Below are 25,897 nucleotides of genomic sequence, written 5' to 3'. Positions count from 1 at the left end.
GGACGATCGGAACGAGTCAGCGGGCCGGAGACAAAGGCCAGAGAGGCTCCTGGGCCAGCCGTTCGGATTCTCGCAGCACGCGCAAGATGTTGCCGCCCGTGAGCTTGTCGAGATCGGCCTCGGACCAGCCTCGGGCGGAGAGTTCGGAGAGCAGCCGGGGGTAGCTGGAGACATCGCCCATGCCCTCGGGGAGATCGACGGTGCCTTCGTAGTCGCCACCGAGGCCGACGTGGTCGATGCCGGCCACGTCGCGGGCGTGGTCGACATGGTCGGCCACCTGGGCGACGGTGACGGCCGGACGGGGGTTGGCAGCGAGCCACTCCCGGAGGGCGGGCACGGTCATCGGGTCGACGGCGACCGTGGGCGGGACGGTGGCGGGGTCCTCGGCCGGGCGCGGGGCGCGTGGCCAGTGGCCCAAGGGATCGGAGTAAAGACCGAGCCGTTGCTGCTCGGCGTCGCAGGCAAGCATCCAGGCGCGGTATTCGGCGGAGATGAAAGGAGCGACAAAGGTCAGCTGAACTACGCCACCGTTGGTGCGGAGGCGGGTCAGGACGTCGTCGGGAACGTTCCGCGGGTGATCGTGGAGGGCCCGGGCGCCGGAGTGGCTGAAGATCACGGGAGCGAAGGCGGTGTCCAGGGCGGCTCGCATGGTCACCGGGGCTACATGAGAGAGGTCGACCAGCATGCCGATTCGTTGCATCTCGCGCACGACTGCGCGGCCGTCGTCATTGAGGCCTTCCACCGCCGGTTCCGCGGCGGCGGAGTCCGCCCAGGAGGTGTTGTGGTTGTGGGTGAGTGTCATGTAGCGCACGCCCAGGCGGGCGAAGCTGCGGAGCACGCCGAGGGAGGAGGCGATGCTGTGGCCGCCTTCGATGCCGATCAGCGAGGCGATGCGGCCGGCGGCGATGATGCGTTCGACGTCGTCGGCGCTGTAGGCGATGGCGAGGTCGCCGGGGTAGGCGGCGGCGAGCCGGTAGACGGCGTCGATCTGCTCCATCGTCGCCGCCACGGCCTCGGTTTCGGGCAGGTCCGACGGGACGTAGACCGACCAGAACTGGCCGCCCACCCGGCCGGCGCGCAACCGGGGGAGATCGGTCTGCAGCTCGGGGCGGGGCTGGTCCAGGCCTTCCACTCGGTATCCGAAGCGGCCGCGCAGCTGCATGGGCAGGTCGTTGTGCCCGTCGATGATCGGCATCATGAGGACCTGGCTACTCGCTCAGGGCAGCCCGGCGCAACCGCTTCGGCGAATCCGCACGCAGGCAAGGGCGGGCCGCCCGCCGCGCGGCGTCGGCAACGGCGGCAGCGCCGAGCGAGAGAGCCGAACTGGGCGGACAGCGGGCCGGGCGGGCGAGCGGACCGGACGGGAACAGAAGGCCGCGCGCGGGCCGGGCGGTCCAGCGGGCCAGGCGGGTGAGCGCGCCCGGCGGGCCGGGCTGGTGAGCGGGCCCAGCGGGCCGGGCAGGCGAGTTAACCCGGTGGGCGAGTTGTCCGGGAAGACACGGCCGGGCGAGCGAGGAAACGACCCCGAGAGCGAAGCGCCCCAAACGAACCCCGAACCCCACCACCGAGCAAGGAATCAGACCGTGTCAATGCCACGACCCAAACCGTCAATGTCCATTTCTCGCACTTTGGCGATACTTTGCCACACGCGAAGACAACTTTTGTTCATCTTCACAACCCCGCATGAGGCCATGCGTTTCCGTAATGTTAATGATCGGCCGCCTGCGGCAGTGGGTGGCCCCCGTGGTTCGGGAATCCGCCGCGGGCGGGAGGCCGCCAGGCCGGCGTGTCGAAGGGAGGCCCCACCATGGCTAAGAAGTCGAAGAAGTCGAAGAAGGACAAGAAGAACAAGAAGAAGAAGTGATCTTCCGATCTTCGGCGCGGGACGGGAAGCCGAGACCGGGCCCGTCCCGTGCGCCGTTATACCCCCGATCAACGCCGTCTCACGAAGCGGGCCGATAAGCCTTAGGTCTTCGCGGCTTCGCCCGATTCTGGGCTCGACGGGCTGTCGATCGGCGGGGAGGAAAGGGATGACCGTCAGGCGTCCGCTGCCGGCCGCGATCCTGCTGGTGCTCGTGCTCGCCGGCGCGCTGGCGGCGCTGACCGGGCCGGTGGTCACCGCGGCCCTCACGAGTGCGGTCGCCTTCGGGGCGGCCACGTCCTGCCTGGTTCGGGCGGGGCGGCGGAGTGGGCGGGTACGGGTCGCCTGGACCGCGCTCGGCGTCGGCGCGCTGGCCTGTGCTCTCGCGGGCGGCAGTCCGGCCGATCCGGCGCCCGGCTATCTCGGGATGATCCCGTTCATGGTCGCCGGGCTGTTCCTCGTGCCGGTGCCCGTGCGTACCGGCATCGAGAAGGTCCGCGCCGTCATCGACACGTTTCTGATCGCGTCGTGCCTGGTCTCGCTGTCGTTCCACCTCGTGCTCGACACGCACCGCGCGGCCGGTTCGGCGCCGCTCGCATACCCGGTCGGCGACATCGTGCTCGGCACCGCCGCGCTGGTCGTGCTGACGCGCCTGCGCCGAGGCGTGCCCGACCTGCGGGCGATCACCGTGACGGCCGGCGCCTCGCTCCTGATCGCCGTCGCCGGGAGCGTCGCCTACGCCGGACTGGAGTCGCTCGGGGCGGCGAGCCGGCTGGCCGGGCTCGGGTTGCTCGGCGTGGCCGCGGTGCTGGGCCATGCGGGGGAGGATGTCGAGGCCGAGCAGGACGACCGGCCCGCGATGACGGTGCTCCTCCCGTACGTGGTGATCGTTCTCAGCCTTGTGGTGGGTATCGGCCGGTTGCTGCTCGGCGGAGCGCCCAGCACGGTCGGCAGCTGGACCCGGTCGATCAGCATCGCGCTGGTCGTGGGGCGCCAGGTGCTGCTCATGATCGAGAACCGGCGGCTGGCCCGTCGTCTGGAGTCGCGTGTCGCCGAGCGCGCCGCCGAGTTGCACGAGCGTGAGCTGCGGTTTCGTGCGCTGGTCGAGCAGAGCACCGACTCGCTCGCGATCCTCGAGGCGGATTCCACCGTGCGCTGGCAGTCTGAGTCGGTCAAGCGCATCTTCGGCTACCCGGCGTCACAGCTGCTGGGCCGGAAGTTCTGCGAACTGGTGGGGCGGAAGGTCGGCGGACGGGTCGCGGCCGCGATCGACGAGGTCAAGGACACGCCGGGCGCCACGACCGTGTTCGAGATCGTCATCTGGCACGCCGACGGTAAGCCTCGTCTGGCCGAGATGACCGTCACCAACCTGCTGGACGACCCGTACGTCAAAGGCCTGGTCTTCAACACCCGTGACATCAGCGAGGCCCAGGACCTGCAGGATCGCCTGCGCCACGAGGCGTATCACGATCCGCTGACCGGGCTGGTGAACCGCGCGGGCTTCGCCGACCGGCTCGGCCAGGCGATCGAGCGCAACCCCCGCGAGCGCGTGTCGATTCTGCTGCTCGACCTGGACGGCTTCAAGGAGATCAACGACAGCCTCGGGCACGACGCCGGCGATCACCTGCTGGTGTGCGTCGCGGAGCGCCTGCGCGCGTGCCTGCCCGCCGAGTGGACGCTGGCGCGGGTCGGTGGCGACGAGTTCGCGGTGATCGCCGACGCGTCGCTGCCGGCCGCCGAGATCGTCGCGGCCGAGATCCTCGGCGCGCTCGCCGAGCCGGTCCTGGTCGACGACCGTGAGCTGCACGTCAGCGCCGCGGTCGGCATCGCCTCGGCCGCCGACGCCGGCGACATCGAGCAACTGCAGCGCGACGCCGATCTGGCCATGTACCGGGCCAAGGACGCGGGCGGCGGCGGTTACGCGACGTACGACTCGAGCATGCACGATGGTCTGGTACGCCGGCTCGAGCTCGCCACCGATCTGCGGCTCGCCCTCGAGCGGGACGAGCTCGTGCTGCACTACCAGCCGAAGGTCGACCTGCGGAGCGGCGAGATCATCGGCTTCGAGGCCCTCGTGCGCTGGCAGCACCCGACCCGCGGCATGATCCCGCCGCTCGAGTTCATCGGCGTCGCCGAGGCCACCGGGTTGATCGTGCCACTCGGGCGCTGGGTGCTTACCGAAGCGTGCCGCCAGGCCGTAGCGTGGGGCCGCTCGCTCGTGATGGCTGTCAACGTCTCTGTCCGGCAGTTCGAGGCCGGCGACCTGGCCGATGTGGTCGCCGGGGTGCTCGCCGAAACGGGCATGCCGCCCGGTCAGCTCTGCCTGGAGATGACCGAGTCGGTCCTGCTCAACGACACCGATGAGAACCTCGCCCGCATCGTCAGCCTCAAGGCGCTCGGCGTCATGCTCGCCATGGACGATTTCGGCACCGGTTACTCGTCGCTCGCCTACCTGCGCCGCTTCCCGATGGACGTGCTCAAGATCGACCGCTCCTTCGTGGACCGGCTCGGCGGCGACTGCGAGGACGAGGCGCTGGTGCGGACGATCGTGCGGCTGGGGCAGCGATTCGGCATGCGCACGATCGCCGAGGGCATCGAGAACGACGTGCAGCTCGCGCTTCTGCGTGAGATGGGGTGCGACTACGCGCAGGGCTACCTGCTGTCGCGGCCGCTGCCGGCGAGTGACGCGACCGCGTTGCTGGAGAGGGAGACGGCTTTCTCGATGCCCGAAGCAATCCGCCTAGCCTCCTAGGACGGTGGGCGGTCCGGTCGCGCTTGGTCGGCGGCGTTTGCCGGTACGCGTGACAACTCCCACGCTGCACAGGATGCCGGGCGGCAGTGGGAACTCGGGCTCCCATGCCGCGGGCTCGCCACGGGGGCGCACCACGTCGAGCCCCGCACCGAAACCGGCGCGGGGCTCGAAAAAGCCTGACGACCAAAGCGGATCAGAGACCCCGCAGGCGATCGCCGCAGACCGTGGAGATCCAGAGCAGCGCGGTGATCGCGCCGATGGCGAGGGTCAGGGAACCCGCCCTGCCGCCCGCCGTCGCCCACAGGTCGCCTGCCAGCAGGGCTGTTCCGGCGACCACGGACGCCACCGCCCGGGCGCCGCGGAAACCGCGGGCCAGGACGTAGCACGCGGCGATCAGGGTGCCGAACGCCAGCGTGCCGCTCGCGAAGTGGGCGTAGCTGTGCCACGACAGCACTCCCATGCCGGCCGGAGTGCCGGCCGGGAAGCCGTCGCCGGGATCCATGGTGAAGACGCCGGCTGCGATCATGCCCACGCCGTTGAGGGCGACCAGCCGCGGGGCCCAGGTGCCGCGTCCGGTGCGGCGCAGGCCGATCGCGCCGGCGATGGTGAGCGCGCCGGCCAGCAGGAAGTTGGTGATCTGGAGCCAGCCGAGCGAGCCGGTGCTAAGCATGCTCAGCGGGTGACGGGTCAGGTCGAAGCCGTCCCGGGTGAAGGCCTGGGCCAGCGACACCGTGGCCCACAGCGGCGCGGCGACGACGCCGGCCGCCAGCAGCGGGCGGGTGGTCGAGGCGACGCGGACGGGTGCGGCGGCGATCGTTGCTGCGGTCATTTCGGGTTCCTCCTCGGTCGGTTCTCGCCAAATCGTCGAACGACCGATGCGACAGGGAACGGTCTCCATTCCCTGTCGCATAGGCTGGGCCGACGCAGTGGTGTCCGCGACACACGACCTCACCGGAGGAGCACGACCATGCGTTTCCTGATGATGCAGAAGCCGTCCGACACCGCGCCCGACGAGAAGCTGTTCGCCGAGATGGGAGCCTTCATCGAGGAGCTGACCGCGGCCGGCGTCCTGCTCGCCACCGGCGGTCTCGAGCCCGGCGGCGTCCGGATGACCTCGGCCGGCGACGAGATCACCGTGACCGACGGGCCGTTCGCCGAGGCCAAGGAGGCGGCCGCCGGCTTCGCGCTGATCGAGGTCGGCTCCCGCGAGGAGGCGATCGAGCTCGGCCGCCGCTTCCGCAAGATCGTCGGCGACGGGGAGAGCACCATCCAGCAGGTGTTCTGACCCGATGACGACCGACGTCCACCGCACGATCGACGCGGTCTGGAAACTGGAGTCCGCCCGGATCGTCGGCGGCCTGGCCCGGCTCGTGCGCGACGTCGGGCTGGCCGAGGAGCTCGCGCAGGACGCGCTGGTCGCGGCCCTGGAGCAGTGGCCGGTCGAGGGGGTACCCGACAATCCCGGCGCCTGGCTGACCACGGTCGCCCGGCGCCGGGCCGTCGACCACCTCCGGCGGTCGCAGCGGGAGACCGTCGTCGAGCGGGATCTGCCAGCGGCGCCAGAGGCGGGGCCGGAGACGGGGCCGGAGGCGGCGGCCGAGGACGACGTCCTGCGCCTGATGTTCGTCTGCTGTCATCCGGTGCTGCCCCGCGACGCTCGTGTCGCTCTCACTCTCCGGCTGGTCGGCGGGCTCACCGCGTACGAGATCGGTCGCGCTTTTCTGCTCGATGAGCCGCAGGTGGTCCGCCGGATCGCCGCCGCCAAGCAGACGCTCGCCGACGAGGGGGTGGGCTTCGCGCGGCCGGCGGGCGACGCGATGCCGGGGCGGTTGAGCTCGGTGCTCGAGGTGCTCTATCTGATCTTCAATGAGGGGTACGCGGCGACGGCCGGGCAGGATCTCGTCCGCGCCGACCTCTGTCGCGAGGCGCTGCGCCTGGGCCGCATGCTCGCCGAGCTCGCGCCGGACGAGGCCGAGGTGCACGGGCTGGTCGCGCTGATGGAGCTGCAGGCGTCACGCTCGGCCGCGCGCACCGGTCCCGACGGCGAGCTGGTACTGCTCCACGAGCAGAACCGCGGGCGCTGGGACCAGCTGCTGATCCGGCGCGGCTTCGCGGCGATGCTCAAAGCAAGATCTTTGAAAACCACGCCCGGCCCGTACGTCTTACAGGCCGCGATCGCCGTCTGTCATGCTCAGGCGCCGACCGCCGCGGCCACCGACTGGCAGCGCATCGTCGCGCTCTACGACGCTCTGATCCAGCTGGTGCCGACGCCGGTGGTCCGCCTCAACCGCGCGGTGGCGGTGGGAATGGCGCGCGGCGCGGCGGAGGGGCTGGCCGCGACCGAGCCGCTGCTGACCGACCCGTTCCTGCGCGACTACCACTTGTTGCCGGCCGTGCGCGGCGATCTGCTGGCCCGGCTGAACCGCCACGCCGAGGCCCGCCGCGAGTTCGAGCGGGCGCTGACGCTGACCCGCAACCACCGCGAGCTGGAGTTCCTACGCCGGCGCGCGGCCGAGATGACCACCGTGGCGCCGGCCGTCCCCGGCCCGGATCGCGCCGTCTCCGGCCGGGATCGCGCCGTCTCCGGCCTGGGTGCGGCGGTCGATGCCTTTCTGAACCGGGACGACCTCGATCCGGCCAGCGTCCGCTCCTACCGCCAGACCCTCACCCGGTTGCGCCGCGCCTTCGGCGACAGCATGCCCCTCGACGAGCTGACGCCGTCCGCGGTGGCCGCCGCGTGCACGACGGCGTGGGGGCGAGCCGCCCCGAAGACCTGGAACCGCCACCGCGCCGCGTTGCGCTCGTTCGCCGCCTGGTCAGCGGCCGCTTCTTCGTCTTCGGCCGGTTCCTTGTCTTCCGCCGGCTCCTTTGCCGATGCGTTGGATCGCCGCCCCGAGACGACCTCCGTCCCCGCCACCCCGCTCCCCGCCTCCGCTCTGACGGCTCTGCTCGAAGACCCTCGGTTCTCACCCCGGGAGCGCACGTTCTGGCGTTTGCTGCACGAGAGCGGCGCCCCGGTCAGCGCGGTCCTCGCCCTCAACGTCGAAGACCTGGACCTCGAGGATCGCCGCGCCCGTTCCGGCGCACGCTGGGTCACCTGGCGTTCCGGCACGGCCCGCCTCCTCCCGCCGCTGATCGGGGAGCGCACGGCCGGCCCGCTCTTCCTGACCGATCGCCGCCCCGCCCCCGGCGCCGCCGCCGACCGCTGCCCGCACACCGGCCGCGCCCGGTTGTCCTACGAGCGCGCCGAGTACCTCTTCAAGCGCGCCACCGGCGGCCACACCCTTCGCAGCCTGCGCCACGGGTGATGTCGGCGGTGGGTCGCGATCCCCGCCGTACGGGATCGGTATCGTGCCGTGCGTGAGTGAGTCGCCGTGGCGGTTGGTCCGGGAGTTCCATGAGGTGTTCGGGCTGGCGCACGCCGACCGCCCGGCGTCGATCCCGGCCGAGCTGGCCGTGGTCCGGCAACGACTGCTGGACGAGGAAGTGGCCGAGGTCGTGGAGGCATCGGCCGCCGTGCAGCAGGACCCGTCCCCGGAGAGGCTGGCGTCGCTGGCGCGCGAGCTGGCCGACGTCGTCTACGTCGCTTACGGCACCGCGATCTCGCACGGCATCGACCTGGACGCCGTGATCGCCGAGGTCCACCGGGCAAACATGAGCAAGCTCGGTGACGACGGGCGTCCCGTGGTTCGCGACGGGAAGGTCCAGAAGGGGCCGAACTTCCGGCCGCCCGATCTGGCGTCGCTGTTCGACCGGTGAGAAGCCGGTGAGATTCAGCCGGGAGGCCGCTGGGGCCCGCCGCGGCTGTGGATAACGCGCCGAAAATGTCGTAGGCCGGTGGTTTTCTTTACCCCACCCAGAACGGGTGGGGGTCGGTCAGGGGGCCGCGCCGGGCACTTTTACCCCGGCCGCATCGACCTCACCCGTCGCGCTCACCCTCCGGAACGCCCCCGTGGCAAGAGCCGTCAACAGCCCCGCAACCAACCCCCAGAATGCCGACCCCACCCCCAGCAACTTGATCCCGGAGGCGGTAGCCAGAAACGTCACAACCGCCGCCTCCCGCCACCGGGCCTGCGACAGCGCCGAAGTCAGCGACGACCCGATCGTCCCGAGGAGGCCGATCCCCGCGATGCCGAGCACCAACGCCGGCGGCAGCGCGGTCAGCAGCGAGCCCACCGTCGCCCCCAGCGCGCCGATCACCAGGTAGAACACGCCCGCCCAGACGCCGGCGACGTAGCGGCGGCGGGGATCGGGGTGGGCCTGCGGGCCGGTGCAGATGGCGGCCGTGATGGCGGCCAGGTTCAGGCCGAACGCGCCGAACGGGGCCAGCACGAAGTTGGTCAGGCCGGTCCAGGTGATCAGCGGCGAGACCGGCACGTCGTAGCCGTCGTTGCGGAGGACGGCCACGCCGGGCAGGTTCTGGGACGCCATGGTCACCACGAACAGGGGCAGGGCGACGCCGATCACCACCGGCCACGAGAACGACGGCTCGGTGAAGATCGGCTTGGCGAACGCCAGGCGTACGCCGTGCAGGTGCAGTGATCCGGTCAGGGCGGCCACCACCACGCCGGCGGCCAGCGCGCACAGGACGGCGTAGCGCGGGAGCAGGCGGCGGCACAGCAGGTACACCGCGAACATCGTGGCGACCAGCGCGAAGGCGTGCTGCATCGAGGAGAACAAGCCGATGCCGAACTGCACCAGCACCCCGCCGAGGAGGGCGGCGGCCAGCGGTACGGGCACACGGTCCATCACCCGGGCGAACCAACCCGTGACACCGCTCAAGGTGATCAGGGCGGCCGAGACCAGGAAGGCGCCGGTGGCCTCGCGGAGGGTGACGCCGCTCAGGCCGGTGGCCAGCAGCGCGGCGCCGGGGGTGGACCAGGCGGTGATGACCGGGGAGCGGAAGCGCAGGGACAGGCCGATGCAGGTCAGGCCCATGCCGACGCCGAGCGCGAGCATCCAGGAAGCAAGCTCGGCGTCGTTCGCGCCGGCGGCCCGGGCAGCGCTGAAGACGATCGCGGCCGAGCTCGTCACGCCGATGACCATGGCGAGCAGGCCGGCGGTCACGGCGGACAGGGGCGCTGCTCGGGTCAACCAGGTCATGCGCGGCGATGCTAATCGAAGGAGCCCGCCCGGTGGGCGCGGGGCGTCAGGTGGCCGCCACAGGACGTCGCCGATCCGATCGCTGCGCACCGGACCACCCTCGCCCCGCAGGTCGCGGTCGGGTGCTTCCGCGCCGCGCAGCGTGTCGCCGGGGCCGATCCGGGCGCGCTGATGCCGGCATTGCGGCGCCTGTCGGATCTCCTCGTGACGGACGGTTGAACTGATCGGTGACGGGCACCGTTTCATGCCAGGATGAGGACGAGAGTCCGGGTTCGAGCGAGAGACAAGGCCCATGAGCGAACACGTTTCCGACAGCGCCGAGTGGCAGGTCCTGCAGGGGCATGCGGAGAAGTTCTCGGCGGTCCACCTGCGCGACCTGTTCGGCAGCGACCCGGGGCGCGGCGAGCGCCTGACCGCGACCGTCGCCGACCTGACCGTGGACTACAGCAAGAACCTGGTGACTGACGAGGTCATGACCGCGCTGATCGCGCTGGCCGGCAGGGCGGGCCTCACCGAGCGCATCGCCGCCATGTTCGCCGGCGAGCACATCAACGTCACCGAGGATCGCGCCGTCCTGCACACGGCGCTGCGTCTGCCGCGTACGGCGCAATTGGTGGTTGATGGGCAGGATGTCGTCGCCGAGGTCCACGAGGTCTTGGACCGCATGGGCGCGTTCACCGACAAGGTGCGCTCGGGGGAGTGGACCGGGCACACCGGGCAGCGCATCAAGACCGTCGTGAACATCGGCATCGGCGGCTCCGACCTCGGTCCGGTGATGGCCTACGAGGCGCTCAAGGCCTACAAGACGCCCGACATCGAGTGCCGGTTCATCTCCAACATCGATCCCACCGACCTGTACGAGAAGACGCACGACCTCGATCCGGCGACCACCCTGTTCATCGTCTGTTCCAAGACGTTCGGCACCCAGGAGACGCTGACCAACGCGACCGAGGCCCGCAAGTGGCTCGTCGACGGGCTGGGCGGCGCGACCGAGGCGGTGGCCAAACATTTCGTGGCCGTCAGCACGAACGCCCAGCGGGTGGCCGACTTCGGCATCGACACCGCCAACATGTTCGGTTTCTGGGACTGGGTCGGCGGGCGCTACTCGCTGCCCAGCGCGGTCGGCCTGTCGGTGATGGTGGCGATCGGCAAGGAGCAGTTCGCCGACATGCTGGCCGGCTACCACGCCGTCGACGAGCACTTCCGCACCCAGCCGGTCGAGTCGAACGTGCCGGCCCTGCTCGGCCTGATCAACGTCTGGTACGACACGTTCCTGGGCGCGCAGTCGCACGCGATCCTGCCCTACTCGCAGTACCTGCACCGGTTCGCCGCCTACCTGCAGCAGCTGACCATGGAGAGCAACGGCAAGTCGGTGCGGCTCGACGGCTCGCCGGTCAGCTACCAGACCGGCGAGGTCTACTGGGGCGAGCCCGGCACCAACGGCCAGCACGCCTTCTACCAGCTGATCCACCAGGGCACGAAGCTGATCCCGGCCGACTTCATCGGCTTCTCGCAGCCCAACCACGACATCGGCGAGATGCACGACCTCTTCATGTCCAACTTCTTCGCGCAGACCGGAGCGCTTGCTTTCGGCCGTACGCTCGACCAGGTCAAGGCCGAGGGGAGCAGCCCCGAGGTCGCGCCGCACCGCGTCATGCAGGGCAACCACCCCACCACGACGATCCTCGCCGACAAGCTGACCCCGGCCATCCTCGGTCAGCTGATCGCCCTCTACGAGCACATCACCTTCACCGAGGGCACCATCTGGCAGATCAACTCGTTCGACCAGTGGGGCGTCGAGCTCGGCAAGGTCATGGCCAACCAGCTCGCACCCAAGCTGACCGGCTCGTCGGCCGAGGCCGATGACGACTCGTCGACCAACAACCTGATCCGCCTCTACCGGTCCGCCCGCGGGCGCTGACTTTTTGTCGTACCCAAGCCCTAGGGTCGTCGCATGGATGGACGGACGGCCCTGGGGCTTCGGCTCAGCAGCCTGCTGTTGCGCGGCAACGCGCCCGCTTCGGTGGGCGAGATCGTGTCCTGGTTCGGGGCGATGCAGTCGCAGGATGCCAACAGCATGCTGTGGTCCCTGGGCGCGCGCCTGCCCGGCTGGACGCTCGGTGACGTCAACGACGCGCTCGAGAAACGGGAGGTCCTGCGCACCTGGCCGATGCGCGGGACCGTCCATCTCGTGCCCGCCGTCGACGCGCACTGGATGCTCGACCTGATGGGGGTGCGGGCACTCGCCGGGGCCGAGAAACGCCGGGAGACGCTCGGGCTCGATCTCGCGACATCGGAGCGGGCGGTCGAGCTGCTCGGCTCCGCCCTCGCCGGCGGCGGGCGCCTGACGCGATCCGAGTGCCTGGAGGCGCTGCGATCGGGCGGCGTCGAGGTGAGCGGTCAGCGGGGTTACCACCTGCTCTGGTACGCGTCACAGCGTGGCGTGACGGCGATAGCTCCCCACGTCGGCAAGGAGCAGACGTTCGTGCTCCTCGACGAGTGGGTGCCGGCGCCCGTGCGGCCGTCCCGGGAGGAAGCGCTCGGGATGATCGCGTTGCGCTACTTCCGCAGCCACGGCCCGGCCACGCGGAAGGATTTCGCCGGCTGGACCGGCTTGACGATGACCGACTGCAAGGCCGGAATCGCCGTCGCCGGGGATGAGCTGTCCGTGGTCGACGTCGAGGGTGCTGAGATGATCATGGCTGCGAACACCGCTGACCGGGGTGTGGACGGCTGGCTCGCGCTGCCGGGCTTCGACGAATACATGCTCGGCTACAAGGACCGGTCGCTGATGGCCTCGCCGGCCGACCTGGCGGCGATCATCCCGGGCGGTAACGGGGTGTTCCAGTCGACGCTCGTGCGGGACGGGCGGGTCGTCGCGACCTGGAAGCGGGTGCTGGGCGCTCGTGGGGTGACGGTGACCGTTCTGCCCCTCGGGCGATTCACCGCTGCTGATCATCGGGCGGCCGCCCTCGCGCTCGAACCGTTCGCGTCATTTCTGGGGGTGCCGCTGACTGTTAAGAACCCTTGATATTTACGAATGTGAACTCCATGATGTGAGTGTCGTGGGCCACATCGGTAGATGAAGGGGTGCGCCATGGGCGTCCGTCGTCGGGTGTTAGCGCTGGTCGCAGGGGTGGCGGTGGCGGCGGGAGCATTTGCCGTGTCCATCGCCGGAGGGGGCACGTCGTTCGCGGCGGTGGCCTGTTCGGGCACGGTCTGGGCCGAGGGCGTGACCTATACGGCCGGGCAGCAGGTGACCTACAACGGGCACCTGTACCAGGCGCTGGTGACCCACACGGCGTACCCGGGGGCGGGCTGGAACCCGGCCGCGACGCCCTCGCTGTGGAAGGACCTCGGCGCGTGCACGGGCGGCACGACCACGCCGCCCACGACGGCCCCGACCACGCGACCGACCACCACGCCGCCGACAACCTCGCCGACGACGCCTCCGACGACCCGGCCCACGACGCCGCCGACCACCCAGCCCACGACGCCGCCGACCACGACGCCGCCGACCGGCTCGACGTGTGCGGTGAAGTCGCGGCCCGCGGGCAAGGTGCTGCAGGGCTACTGGGAGAACTGGGACGGCGCCTCGAACGGCGTGCACCCGGGGCTCGGCTGGATCCCGATCAACGACAGCCGGATCCTGCAGCACGGCTACAACGTGATCGCGGCGGCGTTCCCGGTGATCCGCTCCGACGGCACCGTGCTCTGGGAGAACGGCATGGACGCCGGCGTGAAGGTGTCGACCCCGGCCGAGATGTGCGCGGCCAAGGCGTCCGGCGCCACGATCCTGATGTCGATCGGCGGGGCCGCGGCCGGCATCGACCTGTCGTCGACGGCGGTGGCCGACCGGTTCGTCGCGACCATCGTGCCGATCCTCAAGCAGTACAACTTCGACGGCATCGACATCGACATCGAGACCGGCCTGACCGGCAGCGGCAGCATCGGCACGCTGTCGGCCTCGCAGTCCAACCTGATCCGGATCATCGACGGGGTGCTGGCGCAGATGCCGTCGAACTTCGGCCTGACCATGGCGCCGGAGACGGCCTATGTCACGGGCGGCAGCGTCACCTACGGCTCGATCTGGGGCTCGTACCTGCCGATCATCAAGAAGTACGTCGACAACGGCCGCCTGTGGTGGCTGAACATGCAGTACTACAACGGCTCGATGTACGGCTGCTCCGGCGACTCCTACTCGGCCGGCACCGTGCAGGGGTTCACCGTGCAGACCCAGTGCCTCAACAACGGCCTGACCATCCAGGGCACGACGATCCGTGTGCCGTACGACAAGCAGGTGCCCGGCCTGCCCGCCCAGTCCGGCGCCGGTGGCGGCTACATGACGCCGTCCCTGGTCGCGCAGGCCTACAACAGCGTCAGCGCGATCAAGGGCATGATGACCTGGTCGATCAACTGGGACGGCTCGAAGAACTGGACCTTCGGCGACAACGTGAAGTCCCTCGAGGGCCGCTGACTCTCCACGCCGGGCCGGCGCGCACCCGCCGGCCCGGCGAGCGGTTCCGTCGACTCCGCCCGGGGCGGACGCCTTCGCCCGCCCGCTGCGCGGATCCGTTCACTCGCGCGGTGTGCGGACGCCTTCGCCCGCCCGGCGCGCGGATCCCTTCACTCGCGCGGTGTGCGGACGCCTTCGCCCGCCCGGCGCGCGGATCCTTCGCCCGCCCGGCGCGCGGATCCTTCGCCCGCCCGGCGCGCGGATCCTTCGCCCGCCCGGCGCGCGGACCCTCCGCCCGCCCGGCGCGCCGAGGTGAGTAGAGCTGGGCCACTCTGTGCGCGCTGAGGTGAGCAGAGCTGGGCCACTTCCTTGCGCGCCGAGGTGAGCAGAGCTGGGGCGGCTATCTCAGCTTCGCCAGCAGGTCGGACAGTGCGGCGCGGACGGCGTCGGGCTGTTCCAGGTGCGGGACCTGGTGGGTGGCGCCCTCCAGGATGCGGTGCTCGCCGTCGGTGACGGCGGCGGCCATCGAGGCGTGCAGGTCGCGGATGCCGTCCAGCGCCTTTCGCACCAGCTCCGGCGGTCCGTATGCCGACCACGCGGGATTGCCGGCGCCGGCGGTCAGCACGATCGTGGGCACGTCGGGCACCGGGCCGCCGCCGCGCAGCTCGTCGTAGACGGCGGACTCCAGGTTGGCCGACTCGAGCAGCGCGATCCGCCACTTCGTCAGGTGGTAGCCGATCAGCTCCTCGCGCACGTCGGGTGGCCATGACGCGAGCAGCGACTCGTATGCCGTGCGCGCCGCCGACAGCTGCTCGGGAGTGAGCTCCGGCAGCTGGGCGGGATCGGGCTTCATCCGGTCGTTGAGAGAGGCCGCCTCGGCCGGCAAGTGCGCGAAGAGGTCCTCGTGCCCGGGGTCGAGCATCAGCAGGCCCGCGACCGAGGCCGGGTACAGCTGCGCGAACCGCCGCGCATAGACCGCGCCCATCGAGTGTCCGACCAGGACGTGCGGACCCGGCCCCGCCACCCGCCGCAGCTCGTGCGCCACCTCGGCGGCACTGCGCGGCAGGGCGGCCGGTGCACTCCACCCGGTGCCGCCCCGGTCGTACAGCAGATGGGCGGCCCCGGGCACCGACGTCAGATTGAGGAAGTCGAGCCCGACCAGCCCGGCGCCCGGCAGGTAGACGACGGACGCCCCGCCCGAGCCGCCGATTCGATAGGTGGCCACCCCGTCGACCATTGTTCTCATGGCTGCGAACATTATCAGGTGTGAGAACATAGCGGAATGGACCCGGTCGAGCTTCTTCTCCATCCGGTACGGCTGCGGATCGTGCACGCGCTCTCCGGCGGCCGCACCGTGACGACGGCCGGGCTGTGCGCCCGCATGCCGGACGTCTCGCAGGCCACCGTCTACCGTCACGTCGGCCTGCTCGCCGACGCCGGCATCATCGAGATCGCGGGGGAGCAGCGGGTCCGCGGCTTCGTCGAGCGCAGCTACCGCCTGCGCCCCGACCGCGCCACGATCGACGCCGGCCGCGCCGCCGCTGCGACTCCCGACGACCACCGCCGCATCTTCGCCACCGCGATGGCGGTGCTGATGGCCGAGTTCGGGGCCTATCTCGACAGCGAGGAGGCGGACCCGGCCACCGACATGGTCGGCTACCGCCAGCACGCGATCTGGCTGACGCCGGAGGAGCGTGACGGGCTGATCGCGGGCATGCGGAAGGCCATCATGCCGGTGATCGCCAACGCCCCGGAAGGCGGTCGCTCGCCCTACCTGCTGAGCCCGATCCTGTTCCCGATGGCCGACGCGCGGCCGCCCGAGGAGGGCTGAGGAGGGGCGATGGCTCGGGCGGCCGGGGAGGTCTGAGCAAGGGCGACGTTCTGGCGCCGCCCGAGGCGGGGCTGAGCGAGGGCGATGGCGCCGCACCACCCGGCGCGGGCGACGGCCCGGCGCCGGCCGGGACGGCCGCGGAGGCGTAGGCGGAAGCGGACCGCTCAGGACCGGCCGAGCAGCCCGAGCACGATGGACGTCACGTCGTCGGCGCAACCCCACGACAGCGACACCCCGGCCCCGCTGTGGCCGTAGTTGTGGACGATATGACCACCGTCCACGGCTTCGTGCTCCAAACGGATGACAGGCCGGGAGGGGCGGATGCCGCCGCGGTGGCCGAGGATCTCGGCCTGGCGGATCTCCGGGAAGATGTCGCCGCAGCGCTTCAGGATCGCCTCGGCCACCAGCGGGTCGGGCTCGGGGTCGGCGATGCCCTCCTCGGCGCTGCCGCCCAGCAGCAGCATGTCGCCCTGCGGGAGCAGGTAGATCATCTCGCCGAGCTCCTCGGTGTGCTCGGCGAAGAACTCGGCGTGCCCGGGATTGGCGATCGCGACCAGCTGGCCCCGGATCGGCTTCACCGACGGGTCGGGCACCAGCTCGCGGGCGCCGGCCCCGCTGCAGTTGACCACGATCGGCGCGTCGGCGAAGCCGTCGGCCAGCGACGTCAGGCGGGCGCCGAAACGCAGGTCGGCGCCGGGCGCGCGGACCATCGCCTCGAGCGCGGCCAGGTACGGCGGCATGTCGATGATCGGGGCGGTGTAGCGCCAGCCGTGCACGAAGCCGCGCGGCAGCTCGGCCGGCGTGCACTCGCGGAAGCCGGGCAGCCCGCGCGCCCACTCCGGCGACACCATCGCCTCGCGGGACGCCTCGACGCCGTCCACCAGGCGCACGCCGGGAAAGCCCTCGCCGGCCATCCGGGAGAAGACGTCGTAGCTGGCCGTGGCCCACACGGCGACCCGCGGGTGCTCGGCGTAGATCGGATCCCAGATCGCGCCGGCGGCGGCCGAGTTGGTCGAGCCGGGCGCGGCCTCGGCCCGGATCCGGACGCGTACGCCCCGCTCCGCCAGCCGCACCCCCGTGGTCAGCCCGGAGACACCGGCGCCGACGACGAGCACATCGGGTCGGTCCATCGTTCGACGCTAACGGTGATCGCCGGTCGGACGCGGGGGCGCGGCAGCGTGAGGAACGTGAATGTGCGGACAATGCGCACTTCGGCATCGCGGGGTTGAATCACCCGGTCGCCGAGTGCTATGCGCACCGAACGCAAACGACTGATCACCCACGGTTGCAATCCGAAAGCCTTTGCGGTGGAATCGACTCGCTGGCGTCATGCGGACGGGGACGCGCCGCTGGGGAGCGCGTGACGGTCATCGACGACCCGCCCACCAACCCAGGTCCCCGCACCGTCGAAGATGGGGGGCCCTCGTGCTCATCGTGGGTGAGGTGGACACCGGACTGTTGCGCGGCCGCGACCCGTCGTCCGGCGACGACGGCGAGAGCCTGGTACGGCTCGTCGCCGGCGAGCGGGTGCTGGTCTCCACGCGGCCACGGTCCTATGTGCGCTCGCCGGAGCGGCCGGTCGGGGTCGACTGCGCGGTGGCCGGCCGGGGTGCGGGCGACCGGTCCGCGCGCGGGATCGGCACGGCGCTGCAGCGCGCGGCGATCACCGACCACGAGGTGGTGCAGGGATCGGCGTACGCGCGGATCGTCCCCGCCGACCACACCGCCCGCCGCCCGTGGTCGCACTATCTCGCCCGCCCCGGGCAGATCGAGACGATCGGCCGCCCGCGATGGGCGGAGATGGCCGACGCGCTCGCCGCGCCGAAGATCGCGCGGGGCGCCCTCGACCTCGGCGCCGTCGCCCAGCGCGCCACCAACGAGGTGCAGGGCGCGACCAGGGGCGGCCGCGAGGAGACGTTCCGGGCCGCGCGGTCGAGGCTGAGATGGGTGGCCGAGACCGGGGGAGAGGGCATCGGAGAGGTGCGTTTCGAGGTTCACGACCGCAAGGTCCGGCTGCTGCGGTTCCGGACGAGGGAGGCGGACGCCGGGCGGCTGGCCTCGATCTGCGAGGACGTGGCGCTGCACGACTGGCTGCTCTTCACCCTGATCGAGAGCGTGCGTAAGGCCGCGATCGGCCGGGCGCCGCGCGGCGACACGCTGGCCCGGCTGGGCCCGGCCGTCGACCGCCTCCTGCACCTGTGGATGCCCGCCGCCCGCGCCGACGAGCTCACCGAGACGATGTGGGCGGTGCTGGAGCGCGGCGCCGGCTTCAGCCGGCAGTGGACGACGCTGGCGACCCGGGTCCGCGACCAGTTCTTGATCGCCCTGGCCGAGTCCTTCGCCGCGGCGACCCGCTCGTGAGCGCCGAGGTGCGGGCCCCGGTGGCCCGCGAGAGCGTGCTGAAGACGGCGCTGCTCACGGTGGCATCCGGTGGCATCACGTTCCTGGTCACCAACGGGCTCGACCAGCCGCAGGCGATCTGCATCATCCTGTCCATCCTGATCGGCGGCATCGCGCTGATGGTCCGCTTCCTGGTCGACTTCGAGAAGCGGCTGGCCGACGTCGAGCAGCTGGAGCGGGACGGCATGGCCGACATGAAGAAGCTGGTCGGCGACGCGTTCTCGGAGATCAGCGAGGCGACCGCGCTGTTCGGGCTGATCGAGGCGTCGGCGCTGCAGACCGACCTGGTCACCCAGCTGGTGCGCAACTCGACGAACATCTCGCCGGACTCGCCGCCGATCGTCTACAAGTTCGTCCAGGCCAAGATCAAGGAGATGTCGGACTTCCTCAAGCAGCTGGCCGAGGGCGGTACGGTCACCTACTACGGCGAGGACCGCGACTGGCTGCTCGGCCTGACCCGCACCGCGACCACCAGCGTCGACGCGATCAGCCTCGCCGCCGTCGACCACGACCTGTGGCGCAGCGAGATCGGCCAGCGCTACCTGGACGCGCAACGGCGGGCGGCCCGGGACGGCCGGCGGGTGCGGCGGATCTTCGTGCTGGACACGCCGGACATGGAGCACGATCCGGAGCTGCGCCGCGCGTACCAGGAACAGCGGTCCATGATGATCGAGGTGCGGCTGCTGGACCGGACGGCGGTGCCGACGCCGCTGCAGGTCCAGGTGCGCGATCTGATCCTGTTCGACGACATCCTGGCGTACGAGACGACGCCGACCACCACCGATCCGAGCCTGGCGCAGGTGGCGGAGACCCGGCTCGTGCTCACCGAGGCCCGGGTCAAGGAGTGCTCGCAGCTGTTCCGCGAGCTCTGGGACGTCTCCCGCGAGCTGACCCCGGTTCAGACGAACAGGTAGTCGATCCGCTCGGTCGTCTCGGCCGGCAGCCGCAGGCCCTCGTCGGCGGCGCGCGCCTGCACCTGCCCCGACACCAGCGGGTCGACCGCCACCTGGTTCAGGATCGTGCGCACGGCGTGCTCGATGGCCAAGAACCGGCGATCAAGAACATTGAAGGTCCGGTACGCGCGGAGCGCCGTCGCCTTCGGATTCAGCTGGACGACCGCCGGCATCTCGTCCCATTCCGCGGGCAGCTCCGCGGCCGCGACCGGAACCGGCGACGCGACCGGCTCGCCCCGATGCCGCAGCAGGCCCAGGCGCTGCAGCTGCCAGACCGCGGCCAGGAACGGGCACGACCATTTGCGGCCGACCGGCTCCTCGCTCCACAGCTCGACGTCCAGGAAGATCGAGTGGTTGCGCACGGCGTTCTCCCGCGGCGGCGCCCACTGCCGCGGCGCCGACATCGCCGAGGCGGCCGTCGACGGCGACCGCTCGCCGTTGGCCAGCCAGCCCGACACGCTCGCCGGCGGCCGGCCGCCGGTCGTGCCCGGCGGCGGCTCGTCGACGATGTGCGCCTGGACCACCGCGGCGATGTCGAGGTCGCCGACCCGGGCGCAGCCGGACTCGCGGGCCACGTAGTCGATCTCGAGCCCGGCCGTGGCGGCCGCCTCGACCAGCGCCGGCACCACCTCGCGCGGCGACGAGAACCGGGTGAAGTAGTCGTCGATCAGAAAGCAGGTGCTGACCCGGGGGCGCCCCACCATGACCTGCTCGGCCGCCACCTTCGCCCACGGCGCCACCCGGGCGAAGTGCTCGCGCAGCCGGGCCGGCCCCTGCTTGTAGTCGTCCATGTAGAGGTGGCCGAGCTCGACGGACAGATGGGAGAGGGCGACCGACCGGACCGCGGGAACCGCGCTCAGCTCGGTGAACGTCACAGCCCCTCCCAGGCGCTCTCGTCGACGATCTTCTTGGCCAGCTCCTCGAGGGCGTTGACGGTCCGCTCGTTGGCCGTCCGGTACATCCAGACGTCGTCGTTGGACAGCAGCTGCTCCTGCCACTGCAGAACCGGGTCGAGCGGCACCTCGCCGAGGAGCTTGGCCTGGCCCACGCCACTGCGGCTGGCCAGCTCCTGCAGCCGCCGGTTGCACACGTCGAGCCAGGCGAGCTGCTCGGGGCGCAGACCGGCCTGCTCCGGCGCGGACGGGTCGAGCACCGCCGTACGGACGAATCTGATGTTCTCGGAAAGGTTCGCCCGGACGTGACCCTTCTGCTCGCCGGTCTCGAGGATGCCCTGCGGACCCTGCACCAGGCTGCTCGCCGCGATGATGTGCTGGCGGGTCCAGCGGTGGAAGACGATCCAGCGGGCCAGCACCCGGTCCCGCATCGCCGCCGACGCGGTCACCTCGAGCACGATCTCGGTGGCGTACGAGCGACCGGCCGAGAGGTCGACGAGGACCAGGTCGTACTCCTCGTCCAGGCGCAGCAGCAGCTCGGTGCAGCGGTCGACGATGCCCGGTCCGGAGCTGAACTCGCCCCGGCCGCGATCGCCCGGCAGCAGGGTCAGCTCGCCCGCGCCGCCCGGCCGCGACCGCAGCGCCTCCCGCTGCGACGTCGCCCAGATGTTGATCTCGCGCGGTTCGGTCTCGCCGTCGACCAGGTAGCTGTGCAGGCCGCCGCCGGCGACCCCGGCCAGGGCGTCGGGCAGGTCGAAGATCGCGCCGGCGGTGGGTGAGCCGAAGTCGAAGTCGAGATAGCAGGCGTCCTTGCCGCCGAGCGCGAACCGGTAGGCCAGGTTGCACGAGGTGACCGAGCGGCCGGTCCCGCCCTTGTCGGAGGTGGCGAAGATCAGCATCAGGTCGTCCCGCTGTCGGCGCGGCGGGCGGCCGAGAGCCGGTCGAGCCGGCGCAGTACCTCTTCGGCCAGCGCGACCGCGACGCCCGGGCGGCCGGGCCGGACCGTGCGGGCCCGGCGCAGCTCGGTGCCGATCCGCTCGAGCTCGATCCGCAGCGCCTCGCCCCGGGTCGTGGTGCCGTTGAGCAGCTCCCGGTCGTAGAGGTACTCCGCCTCGTTCAGCAGGTCCTCGGCGACCCGGCCCAGCAGCTCGCTCGGCGGCGACGGCTCCTGGATCATCTGCGCGGCGGTGACCAGGCAGTCCACCACGCGCTTGGTGTAGTACCAGGAGACCTCGCCGGGATCGTCGCCGTCCCCGGCCAGGTAGCTGAACGCGCCGGCCGGCCGGTCCCACAGGCCGCGGTCCTCGCCGTCGACGATCATCCGGGAGCGCAGGTGCAGCCAGGTCGCGTTGGACAGGTCGATCATCCGGCTGCGGGCCACCCCGTCGGTGAGCATCTGGGCCAGGTCGAGCGTTCGGCGGAACAGCGTGGTGGCGATGTCGGCGACGGTCCAGGCCAGCGTGGGGCCGCCGACGTCCTCGCTGCCCTCCAGCGGGAAGTGCAGGCCGGGATGGTGGACCTGGACGGCGAACTCGGGCTCGGTCGACCGCCGGGTGATCCGGCTGCGGTTGGCCAGGTCCTCGAGCACGGCCGCGACCCGGCGACGCTCGGTGTCCGACGTGCGGGCGACCTGCATGTTCTGCATGACCATGCCGCCGACCAGCAGCGTGAAGTAGTCGAACTCGATGCCGTCGGTGGTGCGCCAGGGCATGTCCTCCAGCGGCCACCGCCCGGTGCCGAAGGTCGCGATCGTCGCCCAGTAGGAGCGGGTGAGCTCGAAGCGCAGCTGCAGCGACTGGGAGAGCCGGGCCTGCTCGGGGTCGAGCAGGCCGAGCAGCCGGGTGCGCTCGGAGGAGAGCGCCTGGATGGCGTCCAGGGCGACGGTCGTGAAGTAGAGGTAGGGCGCGTTCTGCGCGACACCGGGCTTCTGGACGCCGATGTCGGCCTCGGTCTGGATCTCCGGCGCGTCCCGGACCACACCCCACGACCAGCCGCACTCGAAGAGCCGGTTCGGGTTGTCGAGCTCGCTGCCCTCGGCGGCGCCGGAACCGATGGTGACGTCGTCGCGGAGCCGGGCGTTGATCTCCCGGAGGGCTTCCCGCAACTCGTCGACCACCTGCGGGATCGGGCGTTGCTCCTGATTGACCGTACGGATGAGCTCGCGCCCGAAGTCGCTGTCGGCCGAGAAGACGTTGACCGCGAAACTGCGCAGCAGCCCGGTCATCGCCGCCGACAGCCGCCGGTTCGCCTTCTGCTCCAGCTCGGTGACCTGCTCGATCAGGGCCGGGCGGGTGATCACCTGCCGGAAGATCTTGGTGAAGCCCACGATCGCGAGCATCAGCGTGATCGAGATGGAGAACGAGTCCACCACGTCCAGGTCACGCTGGGCCTGCTTGATCTCCTCGCCCTCGATCTCGGAGCGGAAGTAGCCGGCGCCGGAGAAGACGGGTGTGCCGTCGGGCGCCGTGTAGCGGTCGATGTAGCCGGTCAGGGCGCGGATCAGGCGTACCGGAATCTGCCGGTTGTCGCCCAGGCCGCGCAGCTTCTCGAGGACGTCGCTCGCGACGGCGTCGGGCCGGTCGAGCCGGAACAGCGGGATCACCGTGGCCGGCGCCATGATGCACAGAAGCTGTTCCGCGTCGGAGATCGAGTTGCCGCCGTCGCGGCCGTCGGAGATCCACTCACCGTCGCGATAGGACACCCGGGCGGTCGCCTGCCAGATGTCGAGCAGTTGCTGCCGCGGCTGGATCTGCATAGGTGTGCCGTCACCTACCCGTCCGTGGGCTGTGCTACCTCTTCCATCCAGTCGCCACGATCATGCCGCTGTAACCCTCGCGGAGCCCGTGGCTCTCCACCTCTTCAATCTCGTGGATGCGCGCCACGGGGGCAAGACACTCGCGGATGTCCTTTTCGGTGATCGAACAGGCGGGGAAGAAGTCGTCGCCGACCCAGTAGCCCTTGGACTCGCACATGAAGGCGGCCGCGAACGGGCCCCACGGGCGCAGCGAGCCGACGAACTGCTGGGTGGCCCGCTCGAACTCGTCCTTGCGGGTGGTGATCGACTCGGCCACGAAGAACATGGTGCCCAGGTCGTACTGGCCCGGGGTCAGCTTGAAGACGTTGCCCGCGGTCACCTCGGCCCGGCCGGCCAGCACGTCGAGCGGCTCGCGCATGCCCGCGTAGGCCTCGCGGCCGGTCGCGATCCGCGCCCAGAAGTCGCGCCACGAGTCCTGCGGCTTCTCCAGCGACGTGGTCAGCCAGGAGCGGTTGGTGAACGCCCGCTCGAACAGCGTGACGTGCGCGGAGAACGGCAGCATGGTCAGCGCCGGATAGAGGTTGGTGCCCGAGCCGACGTCGATCGCCCGGCCCAGCCGCTTACGGGGGCCGTGGGCGGCGAAGAACGTGGCCACCCGGTCGATGATGTCGCGGTCGTCGTCGCGCAGCCGCGCGTAGTTGTGCAGGTAGTAGTCGGCCGAGTCGAACCTGTCCCACGGCGCGTCCTCGTTGGTGACAGCGTGCTTCACCACCACGGGCAACGTCACGCTTCGGGTCACCTCTTCACTCTACGTATTGCCCTAGTCACGGCGCATCAACTGTTCGGCGCAAGGAACGAGGATGCAGATTAGGACATGGTCCCCCGTTTGGCACTAGTCCACACGTGCGATTCCCGAATTTGGCCACATCCAGTTAAAGGACCGCGCCCGTTCCGGCGACGCCCGAACGGGTGTGACCCGCGCCGCAGCCGGGGTCTTTGAATTTTGAAATACTTGCCGAGGCGGCGGCGTTGTGCGGGCCAGAACCACCGGAGCCAGAGGAGCGGGTCATGCAGTTCGGGATCTTCAGCGTCAGCGACATCACCACCGACCCGACCACGGGCCACACGCCGACCGAGCACGAGCGCATCAAGAACATCGTCACCATCGCCAAGCACGCGGAGGAGGCCGGTCTCGACGTCTTCGCGCTCGGCGAGCACCACAACGAGCCGTTCTTCTCGTCGTCGCCGACGACCACGCTCGCGTACATCGCCGCGCAGACCGACAAGCTGCTGCTGAGCACGGCGACCACGCTGATCACCACCAACGACCCGGTGAAGATCGCCGAGGACTACGCCATGCTGCAGCACCTCTCCGGCGGGCGCGTCGACCTCATGATGGGCCGCGGCAACACCGGGCCGGTCTACCCGTGGTTCGGCAAGGACATCCGGGCCGGCATCCCGCTCGCGATCGAGAACTACGCGCTGCTGCACAAGCTGTGGCGCGAGCACACGGTCGACTGGCAGGGCAAGTTCCGCACGCCGCTGCAGGGCTTCACCTCGACCCCGCGCCCGCTCGACGACGTCCCGCCGTTCGTCTGGCACGGCTCGATCCGCAGCCCCGAGATCGCCGAGCAGGCCGCCTACTACGGTGACGGCTTCTTCGCCAACCACATCTTCTGGCCGGCCTCGCACACCCAGCGCATGATCGCCCTCTACCGGGAGCGCTTCGCGCACTACGGCCACGGCGACCCCGACCAGGCCATCGTCGGCCTTGGCGGCCAGGTCTTCATGCGCCGGAACTCGCAGGACGCGGTCAAGGAGTTCCGCCCGTACTTCGACAACGCCCCCGTCTACGGCCACGGCCCGTCGCTCGAGGACTTCACCCGGGAGACGCCGCTGACCGTCGGCAGCCCGCAGGAGGTCATCGACCGCACGCTCGGCTTCCGCGAGTACGTGGGCGACTACCAGCGTCAGCTGTTCCTGATGGACCACGCCGGCCTGCCGCTCAAGACCGTCCTCGAGCAGCTCGACATCCTCGGCGAGGAGGTCCTGCCCGTGCTGCGCAAGGAGTTCGCCGCGCGCAAGCCCGCCCACGTGCCCGACGCGCCCACCCACGAGTCCCTCGTCGCCGCCTCGCTCGCCAAGAAGGTGTCCGCATGACCACACGTTCCCTGGTCGTCATCTCGGCCGGTCTCAGCCAGCCGTCGTCGACCCGCCTGCTCGCCGACCAGCTGTCGGCGGCGGCGGTGTCGGCCGCCGGCGTCCCGCTGGACGTACGGGTGATCGAGCTGCGCGACCTCGCCCACGACATCACGAACAACCTGCTCACCGGCTTCCCGCCGGCCGCGCTCCGGGAGGCGGTCGACGCGGTGACGGCGGCCGACGCGCTGATCGCGGTGACGCCCATCTTCACCGCCAGCTACAGCGGGCTGTTCAAGTCCTTCGTCGACATCCTCGACAAGGACGCGCTGGCCGGCAAGCCGGTGCTGATCGCGGCGACGGCCGGCACGGCCCGGCACTCGCTCGCCCTCGAGCACGCGTTGCGGCCGCTCTTCGCGTACCTGCGCGCGGTGGTCATCCCGACCGCCGTCTTCGCCGCGAGCGACGACTGGGGATCGGACTCGGCCGAGGGTGCGCTCTCGGCGCGCATCACCCGGGCCGCCGGGGAGCTGGCCGACGAGCTTTCGCGGCGCGCGCCGGTGACGGTGGGTGACCCGTTCGCACTCCAGGTCACCTTCGAGGATCTGCTCGACGTACGGGATTGAGTCTTTGTCCGACCTGCCCGGACATCGACTCGGCTGAACGGCCGACCTCGATGTCGATCAACCCGATCGCCATGGGGCTGCGAGGGTGATGCACGTGTGGCCGGTGATCCCTACGGTCTGGTCAGGAG

The 25,897-nt window shown here is 70.8% G+C and carries 21 protein-coding genes; 12 read left to right on the top strand and 9 right to left on the bottom strand.

Going from position 1 to position 25,897, the window contains the following annotated elements:
- Positions 1 to 16: 16 nt before the first annotated feature.
- On the bottom strand, positions 17 to 1,198 hold the full coding sequence (locus tag ACQP2F_RS30090; RefSeq protein WP_433293226.1) for a dipeptidase: 1,182 nt from the start codon (positions 1,196 to 1,198) through the stop codon (positions 17 to 19).
- Positions 1,199 to 2,030: 832 nt separating this feature from the next.
- Between ACQP2F_RS30090 and ACQP2F_RS30085 the strand changes: the two genes are divergently transcribed.
- Positions 2,031 to 4,613 (top strand): putative bifunctional diguanylate cyclase/phosphodiesterase, encoded by a 2,583-nt coding sequence (locus ACQP2F_RS30085; protein WP_433293224.1) that lies wholly within the window; start codon positions 2,031 to 2,033, stop codon positions 4,611 to 4,613.
- A gap of 193 nt (positions 4,614 to 4,806) precedes the next feature.
- Here ACQP2F_RS30085 and ACQP2F_RS30080 read toward each other — a convergent pair whose 3' ends face one another.
- Positions 4,807 to 5,442 (bottom strand): DUF998 domain-containing protein, encoded by a 636-nt coding sequence (locus ACQP2F_RS30080; RefSeq protein WP_433293222.1) that lies wholly within the window; start codon positions 5,440 to 5,442, stop codon positions 4,807 to 4,809.
- 138 nt (positions 5,443 to 5,580) lie between these two features.
- Here ACQP2F_RS30080 and ACQP2F_RS30075 point away from each other — a divergent pair, with 138 nt between their 5' ends.
- From ACQP2F_RS30075 to ACQP2F_RS30065, 3 genes are read left to right on the top strand one after another with little or no spacing between them, the layout of a single operon-like run.
- Positions 5,581 to 5,898, top strand: coding sequence for a YciI family protein (locus ACQP2F_RS30075; protein WP_433293220.1), 318 nt, complete (start codon positions 5,581 to 5,583; stop codon positions 5,896 to 5,898).
- A gap of 4 nt (positions 5,899 to 5,902) precedes the next feature.
- Complete coding sequence (locus tag ACQP2F_RS30070; RefSeq protein WP_433293218.1) at positions 5,903 to 7,921, top strand: DUF6596 domain-containing protein; 2,019 nt, start codon at positions 5,903 to 5,905, stop codon at positions 7,919 to 7,921.
- Positions 7,922 to 7,973: 52 nt separating this feature from the next.
- Positions 7,974 to 8,372 (top strand): MazG nucleotide pyrophosphohydrolase domain-containing protein, encoded by a 399-nt coding sequence (locus ACQP2F_RS30065; RefSeq protein WP_433293216.1) that lies wholly within the window; start codon positions 7,974 to 7,976, stop codon positions 8,370 to 8,372.
- Between the two features lie 117 nt (positions 8,373 to 8,489).
- Here the strand turns inward: ACQP2F_RS30065 and ACQP2F_RS30060 are convergent, their stop codons facing one another.
- Positions 8,490 to 9,716, bottom strand: a complete 1,227-nt coding sequence (locus ACQP2F_RS30060; protein ID WP_433293214.1) for a benzoate/H(+) symporter BenE family transporter — start codon at positions 9,714 to 9,716, stop codon at positions 8,490 to 8,492.
- Between the two features lie 292 nt (positions 9,717 to 10,008).
- Here ACQP2F_RS30060 and pgi point away from each other — a divergent pair, with 292 nt between their 5' ends.
- The 3 genes from pgi to ACQP2F_RS30045 all read left to right on the top strand — a co-directional run bounded on the left by pgi (position 10,009) and on the right by ACQP2F_RS30045 (position 14,193).
- Positions 10,009 to 11,637, top strand: a complete 1,629-nt coding sequence (gene pgi, locus ACQP2F_RS30055) for a glucose-6-phosphate isomerase (protein ID WP_433293212.1) — start codon at positions 10,009 to 10,011, stop codon at positions 11,635 to 11,637.
- 33 nt (positions 11,638 to 11,670) lie between these two features.
- Positions 11,671 to 12,747, top strand: a complete 1,077-nt coding sequence (locus ACQP2F_RS30050) for a winged helix DNA-binding domain-containing protein (RefSeq protein WP_433293210.1) — start codon at positions 11,671 to 11,673, stop codon at positions 12,745 to 12,747.
- A 66-nt stretch (positions 12,748 to 12,813) separates the two neighbouring features.
- The gene (locus tag ACQP2F_RS30045; protein ID WP_433293208.1) at positions 12,814 to 14,193 is read left to right on the top strand and encodes a carbohydrate-binding protein; all 1,380 of its coding nucleotides are present in this window, start codon (positions 12,814 to 12,816) and stop codon (positions 14,191 to 14,193) included.
- 379 nt (positions 14,194 to 14,572) lie between these two features.
- Here ACQP2F_RS30045 and ACQP2F_RS30040 read toward each other — a convergent pair whose 3' ends face one another.
- A complete protein-coding gene (locus tag ACQP2F_RS30040) occupies positions 14,573 to 15,418 on the bottom strand; it encodes an alpha/beta fold hydrolase (RefSeq protein ID WP_433293206.1) in 846 nt (281 codons plus the stop codon).
- A gap of 36 nt (positions 15,419 to 15,454) precedes the next feature.
- Between ACQP2F_RS30040 and ACQP2F_RS30035 the strand changes: the two genes are divergently transcribed.
- Positions 15,455 to 16,003 (top strand): helix-turn-helix domain-containing protein, encoded by a 549-nt coding sequence (locus tag ACQP2F_RS30035; RefSeq protein WP_433293204.1) that lies wholly within the window; start codon positions 15,455 to 15,457, stop codon positions 16,001 to 16,003.
- Positions 16,004 to 16,167: 164 nt separating this feature from the next.
- Here the strand turns inward: ACQP2F_RS30035 and ACQP2F_RS30030 are convergent, their stop codons facing one another.
- Positions 16,168 to 17,133, bottom strand: a complete 966-nt coding sequence (locus ACQP2F_RS30030; protein WP_433293202.1) for an FAD-dependent oxidoreductase — start codon at positions 17,131 to 17,133, stop codon at positions 16,168 to 16,170.
- A gap of 313 nt (positions 17,134 to 17,446) precedes the next feature.
- Between ACQP2F_RS30030 and ACQP2F_RS30025 the strand changes: the two genes are divergently transcribed.
- A complete protein-coding gene (locus tag ACQP2F_RS30025) occupies positions 17,447 to 18,364 on the top strand; it encodes an SCO2521 family protein (protein ID WP_433293200.1) in 918 nt (305 codons plus the stop codon).
- A complete protein-coding gene (locus ACQP2F_RS30020; RefSeq protein WP_433293198.1) occupies positions 18,361 to 19,317 on the top strand; it encodes a DUF6879 family protein in 957 nt (318 codons plus the stop codon). Before ACQP2F_RS30025 ends, ACQP2F_RS30020 begins: the two co-directional genes overlap by 4 nt.
- Here ACQP2F_RS30020 and ACQP2F_RS30015 read toward each other — a convergent pair.
- Genes ACQP2F_RS30015 through ACQP2F_RS30000 form a run of 4 tightly spaced genes read right to left on the bottom strand, consistent with a single transcriptional unit; the run spans position 19,302 to position 23,803 of the window.
- Positions 19,302 to 20,231 carry an SCO2522 family protein gene (locus ACQP2F_RS30015; protein ID WP_433293196.1) on the bottom strand — a complete coding sequence of 310 codons (930 nt, stop codon included), beginning with the start codon at positions 20,229 to 20,231 and terminating at the stop codon, positions 19,302 to 19,304. The two genes, ACQP2F_RS30020 and ACQP2F_RS30015, sit on opposite strands and share 16 nt — an antisense overlap.
- On the bottom strand, positions 20,228 to 21,148 hold the full coding sequence (locus tag ACQP2F_RS30010; RefSeq protein WP_433293194.1) for an SCO2523 family variant P-loop protein: 921 nt from the start codon (positions 21,146 to 21,148) through the stop codon (positions 20,228 to 20,230). Before ACQP2F_RS30010 ends, ACQP2F_RS30015 begins: the two co-directional genes overlap by 4 nt.
- Complete coding sequence (locus tag ACQP2F_RS30005) at positions 21,148 to 23,004, bottom strand: SCO2524 family protein (RefSeq protein WP_433293192.1); 1,857 nt, start codon at positions 23,002 to 23,004, stop codon at positions 21,148 to 21,150. Before ACQP2F_RS30005 ends, ACQP2F_RS30010 begins: the two co-directional genes overlap by 1 nt.
- A gap of 34 nt (positions 23,005 to 23,038) precedes the next feature.
- Entirely contained in the window at positions 23,039 to 23,803 is a 765-nt protein-coding gene (locus tag ACQP2F_RS30000) for an SCO2525 family SAM-dependent methyltransferase (RefSeq protein WP_433293190.1), read from the bottom strand.
- A 269-nt stretch (positions 23,804 to 24,072) separates the two neighbouring features.
- Between ACQP2F_RS30000 and ACQP2F_RS29995 the strand changes: the two genes are divergently transcribed.
- Together ACQP2F_RS29995 and ACQP2F_RS29990 are read left to right on the top strand one after the other, a co-directional pair.
- Positions 24,073 to 25,164, top strand: a complete 1,092-nt coding sequence (locus ACQP2F_RS29995) for an LLM class flavin-dependent oxidoreductase (protein WP_433293188.1) — start codon at positions 24,073 to 24,075, stop codon at positions 25,162 to 25,164.
- Positions 25,161 to 25,769 (top strand): CE1759 family FMN reductase, encoded by a 609-nt coding sequence (locus tag ACQP2F_RS29990; RefSeq protein WP_433293186.1) that lies wholly within the window; start codon positions 25,161 to 25,163, stop codon positions 25,767 to 25,769. Before ACQP2F_RS29995 ends, ACQP2F_RS29990 begins: the two co-directional genes overlap by 4 nt.
- Positions 25,770 to 25,897: the final 128 nt, after the last annotated feature.

The organism is Actinoplanes sp. CA-030573, assembly GCF_050951115.1.
Taxonomy (GTDB): domain Bacteria; phylum Actinomycetota; class Actinomycetes; order Mycobacteriales; family Micromonosporaceae; genus Actinoplanes.
This window is presented reverse-complemented; position numbering and strand designations above follow the sequence as displayed.

What these genes read in the sequence shown, in the direction of transcription:
- ACQP2F_RS30035 (WP_433293204.1), top strand. Translation starts at nt 15,455, where the DNA reads ATGGACCCGGTCGAGCTTCTTCTCCATCCGGTACGGCTGCGGATCGTG.
- ACQP2F_RS30045 (WP_433293208.1), top strand. Translation starts at nt 12,814, where the DNA reads ATGGGCGTCCGTCGTCGGGTGTTAGCGCTGGTCGCAGGGGTGGCGGTG.
- ACQP2F_RS29990 (WP_433293186.1), top strand. Translation starts at nt 25,161, where the DNA reads ATGACCACACGTTCCCTGGTCGTCATCTCGGCCGGTCTCAGCCAGCCG.
- ACQP2F_RS30005 (WP_433293192.1), bottom strand. Translation starts at nt 23,004, where the DNA reads ATGCAGATCCAGCCGCGGCAGCAACTGCTCGACATCTGGCAGGCGACC.
- ACQP2F_RS30090 (WP_433293226.1), bottom strand. Translation starts at nt 1,198, where the DNA reads ATGATGCCGATCATCGACGGGCACAACGACCTGCCCATGCAGCTGCGC.
- ACQP2F_RS30010 (WP_433293194.1), bottom strand. Translation starts at nt 21,148, where the DNA reads ATGCTGATCTTCGCCACCTCCGACAAGGGCGGGACCGGCCGCTCGGTC.
- ACQP2F_RS30075 (WP_433293220.1), top strand. Translation starts at nt 5,581, where the DNA reads ATGCGTTTCCTGATGATGCAGAAGCCGTCCGACACCGCGCCCGACGAG.
- ACQP2F_RS30030 (WP_433293202.1), bottom strand. Translation starts at nt 17,133, where the DNA reads ATGGACCGACCCGATGTGCTCGTCGTCGGCGCCGGTGTCTCCGGGCTG.
- ACQP2F_RS30085 (WP_433293224.1), top strand. Translation starts at nt 2,031, where the DNA reads ATGACCGTCAGGCGTCCGCTGCCGGCCGCGATCCTGCTGGTGCTCGTG.
- ACQP2F_RS30070 (WP_433293218.1), top strand. Translation starts at nt 5,903, where the DNA reads ATGACGACCGACGTCCACCGCACGATCGACGCGGTCTGGAAACTGGAG.
- ACQP2F_RS30080 (WP_433293222.1), bottom strand. Translation starts at nt 5,442, where the DNA reads ATGACCGCAGCAACGATCGCCGCCGCACCCGTCCGCGTCGCCTCGACC.
- pgi (WP_433293212.1), top strand. Translation starts at nt 10,009, where the DNA reads ATGAGCGAACACGTTTCCGACAGCGCCGAGTGGCAGGTCCTGCAGGGG.
- ACQP2F_RS29995 (WP_433293188.1), top strand. Translation starts at nt 24,073, where the DNA reads ATGCAGTTCGGGATCTTCAGCGTCAGCGACATCACCACCGACCCGACC.
- ACQP2F_RS30040 (WP_433293206.1), bottom strand. Translation starts at nt 15,418, where the DNA reads ATGAGAACAATGGTCGACGGGGTGGCCACCTATCGAATCGGCGGCTCG.
- ACQP2F_RS30060 (WP_433293214.1), bottom strand. Translation starts at nt 9,716, where the DNA reads ATGACCTGGTTGACCCGAGCAGCGCCCCTGTCCGCCGTGACCGCCGGC.
- ACQP2F_RS30050 (WP_433293210.1), top strand. Translation starts at nt 11,671, where the DNA reads ATGGATGGACGGACGGCCCTGGGGCTTCGGCTCAGCAGCCTGCTGTTG.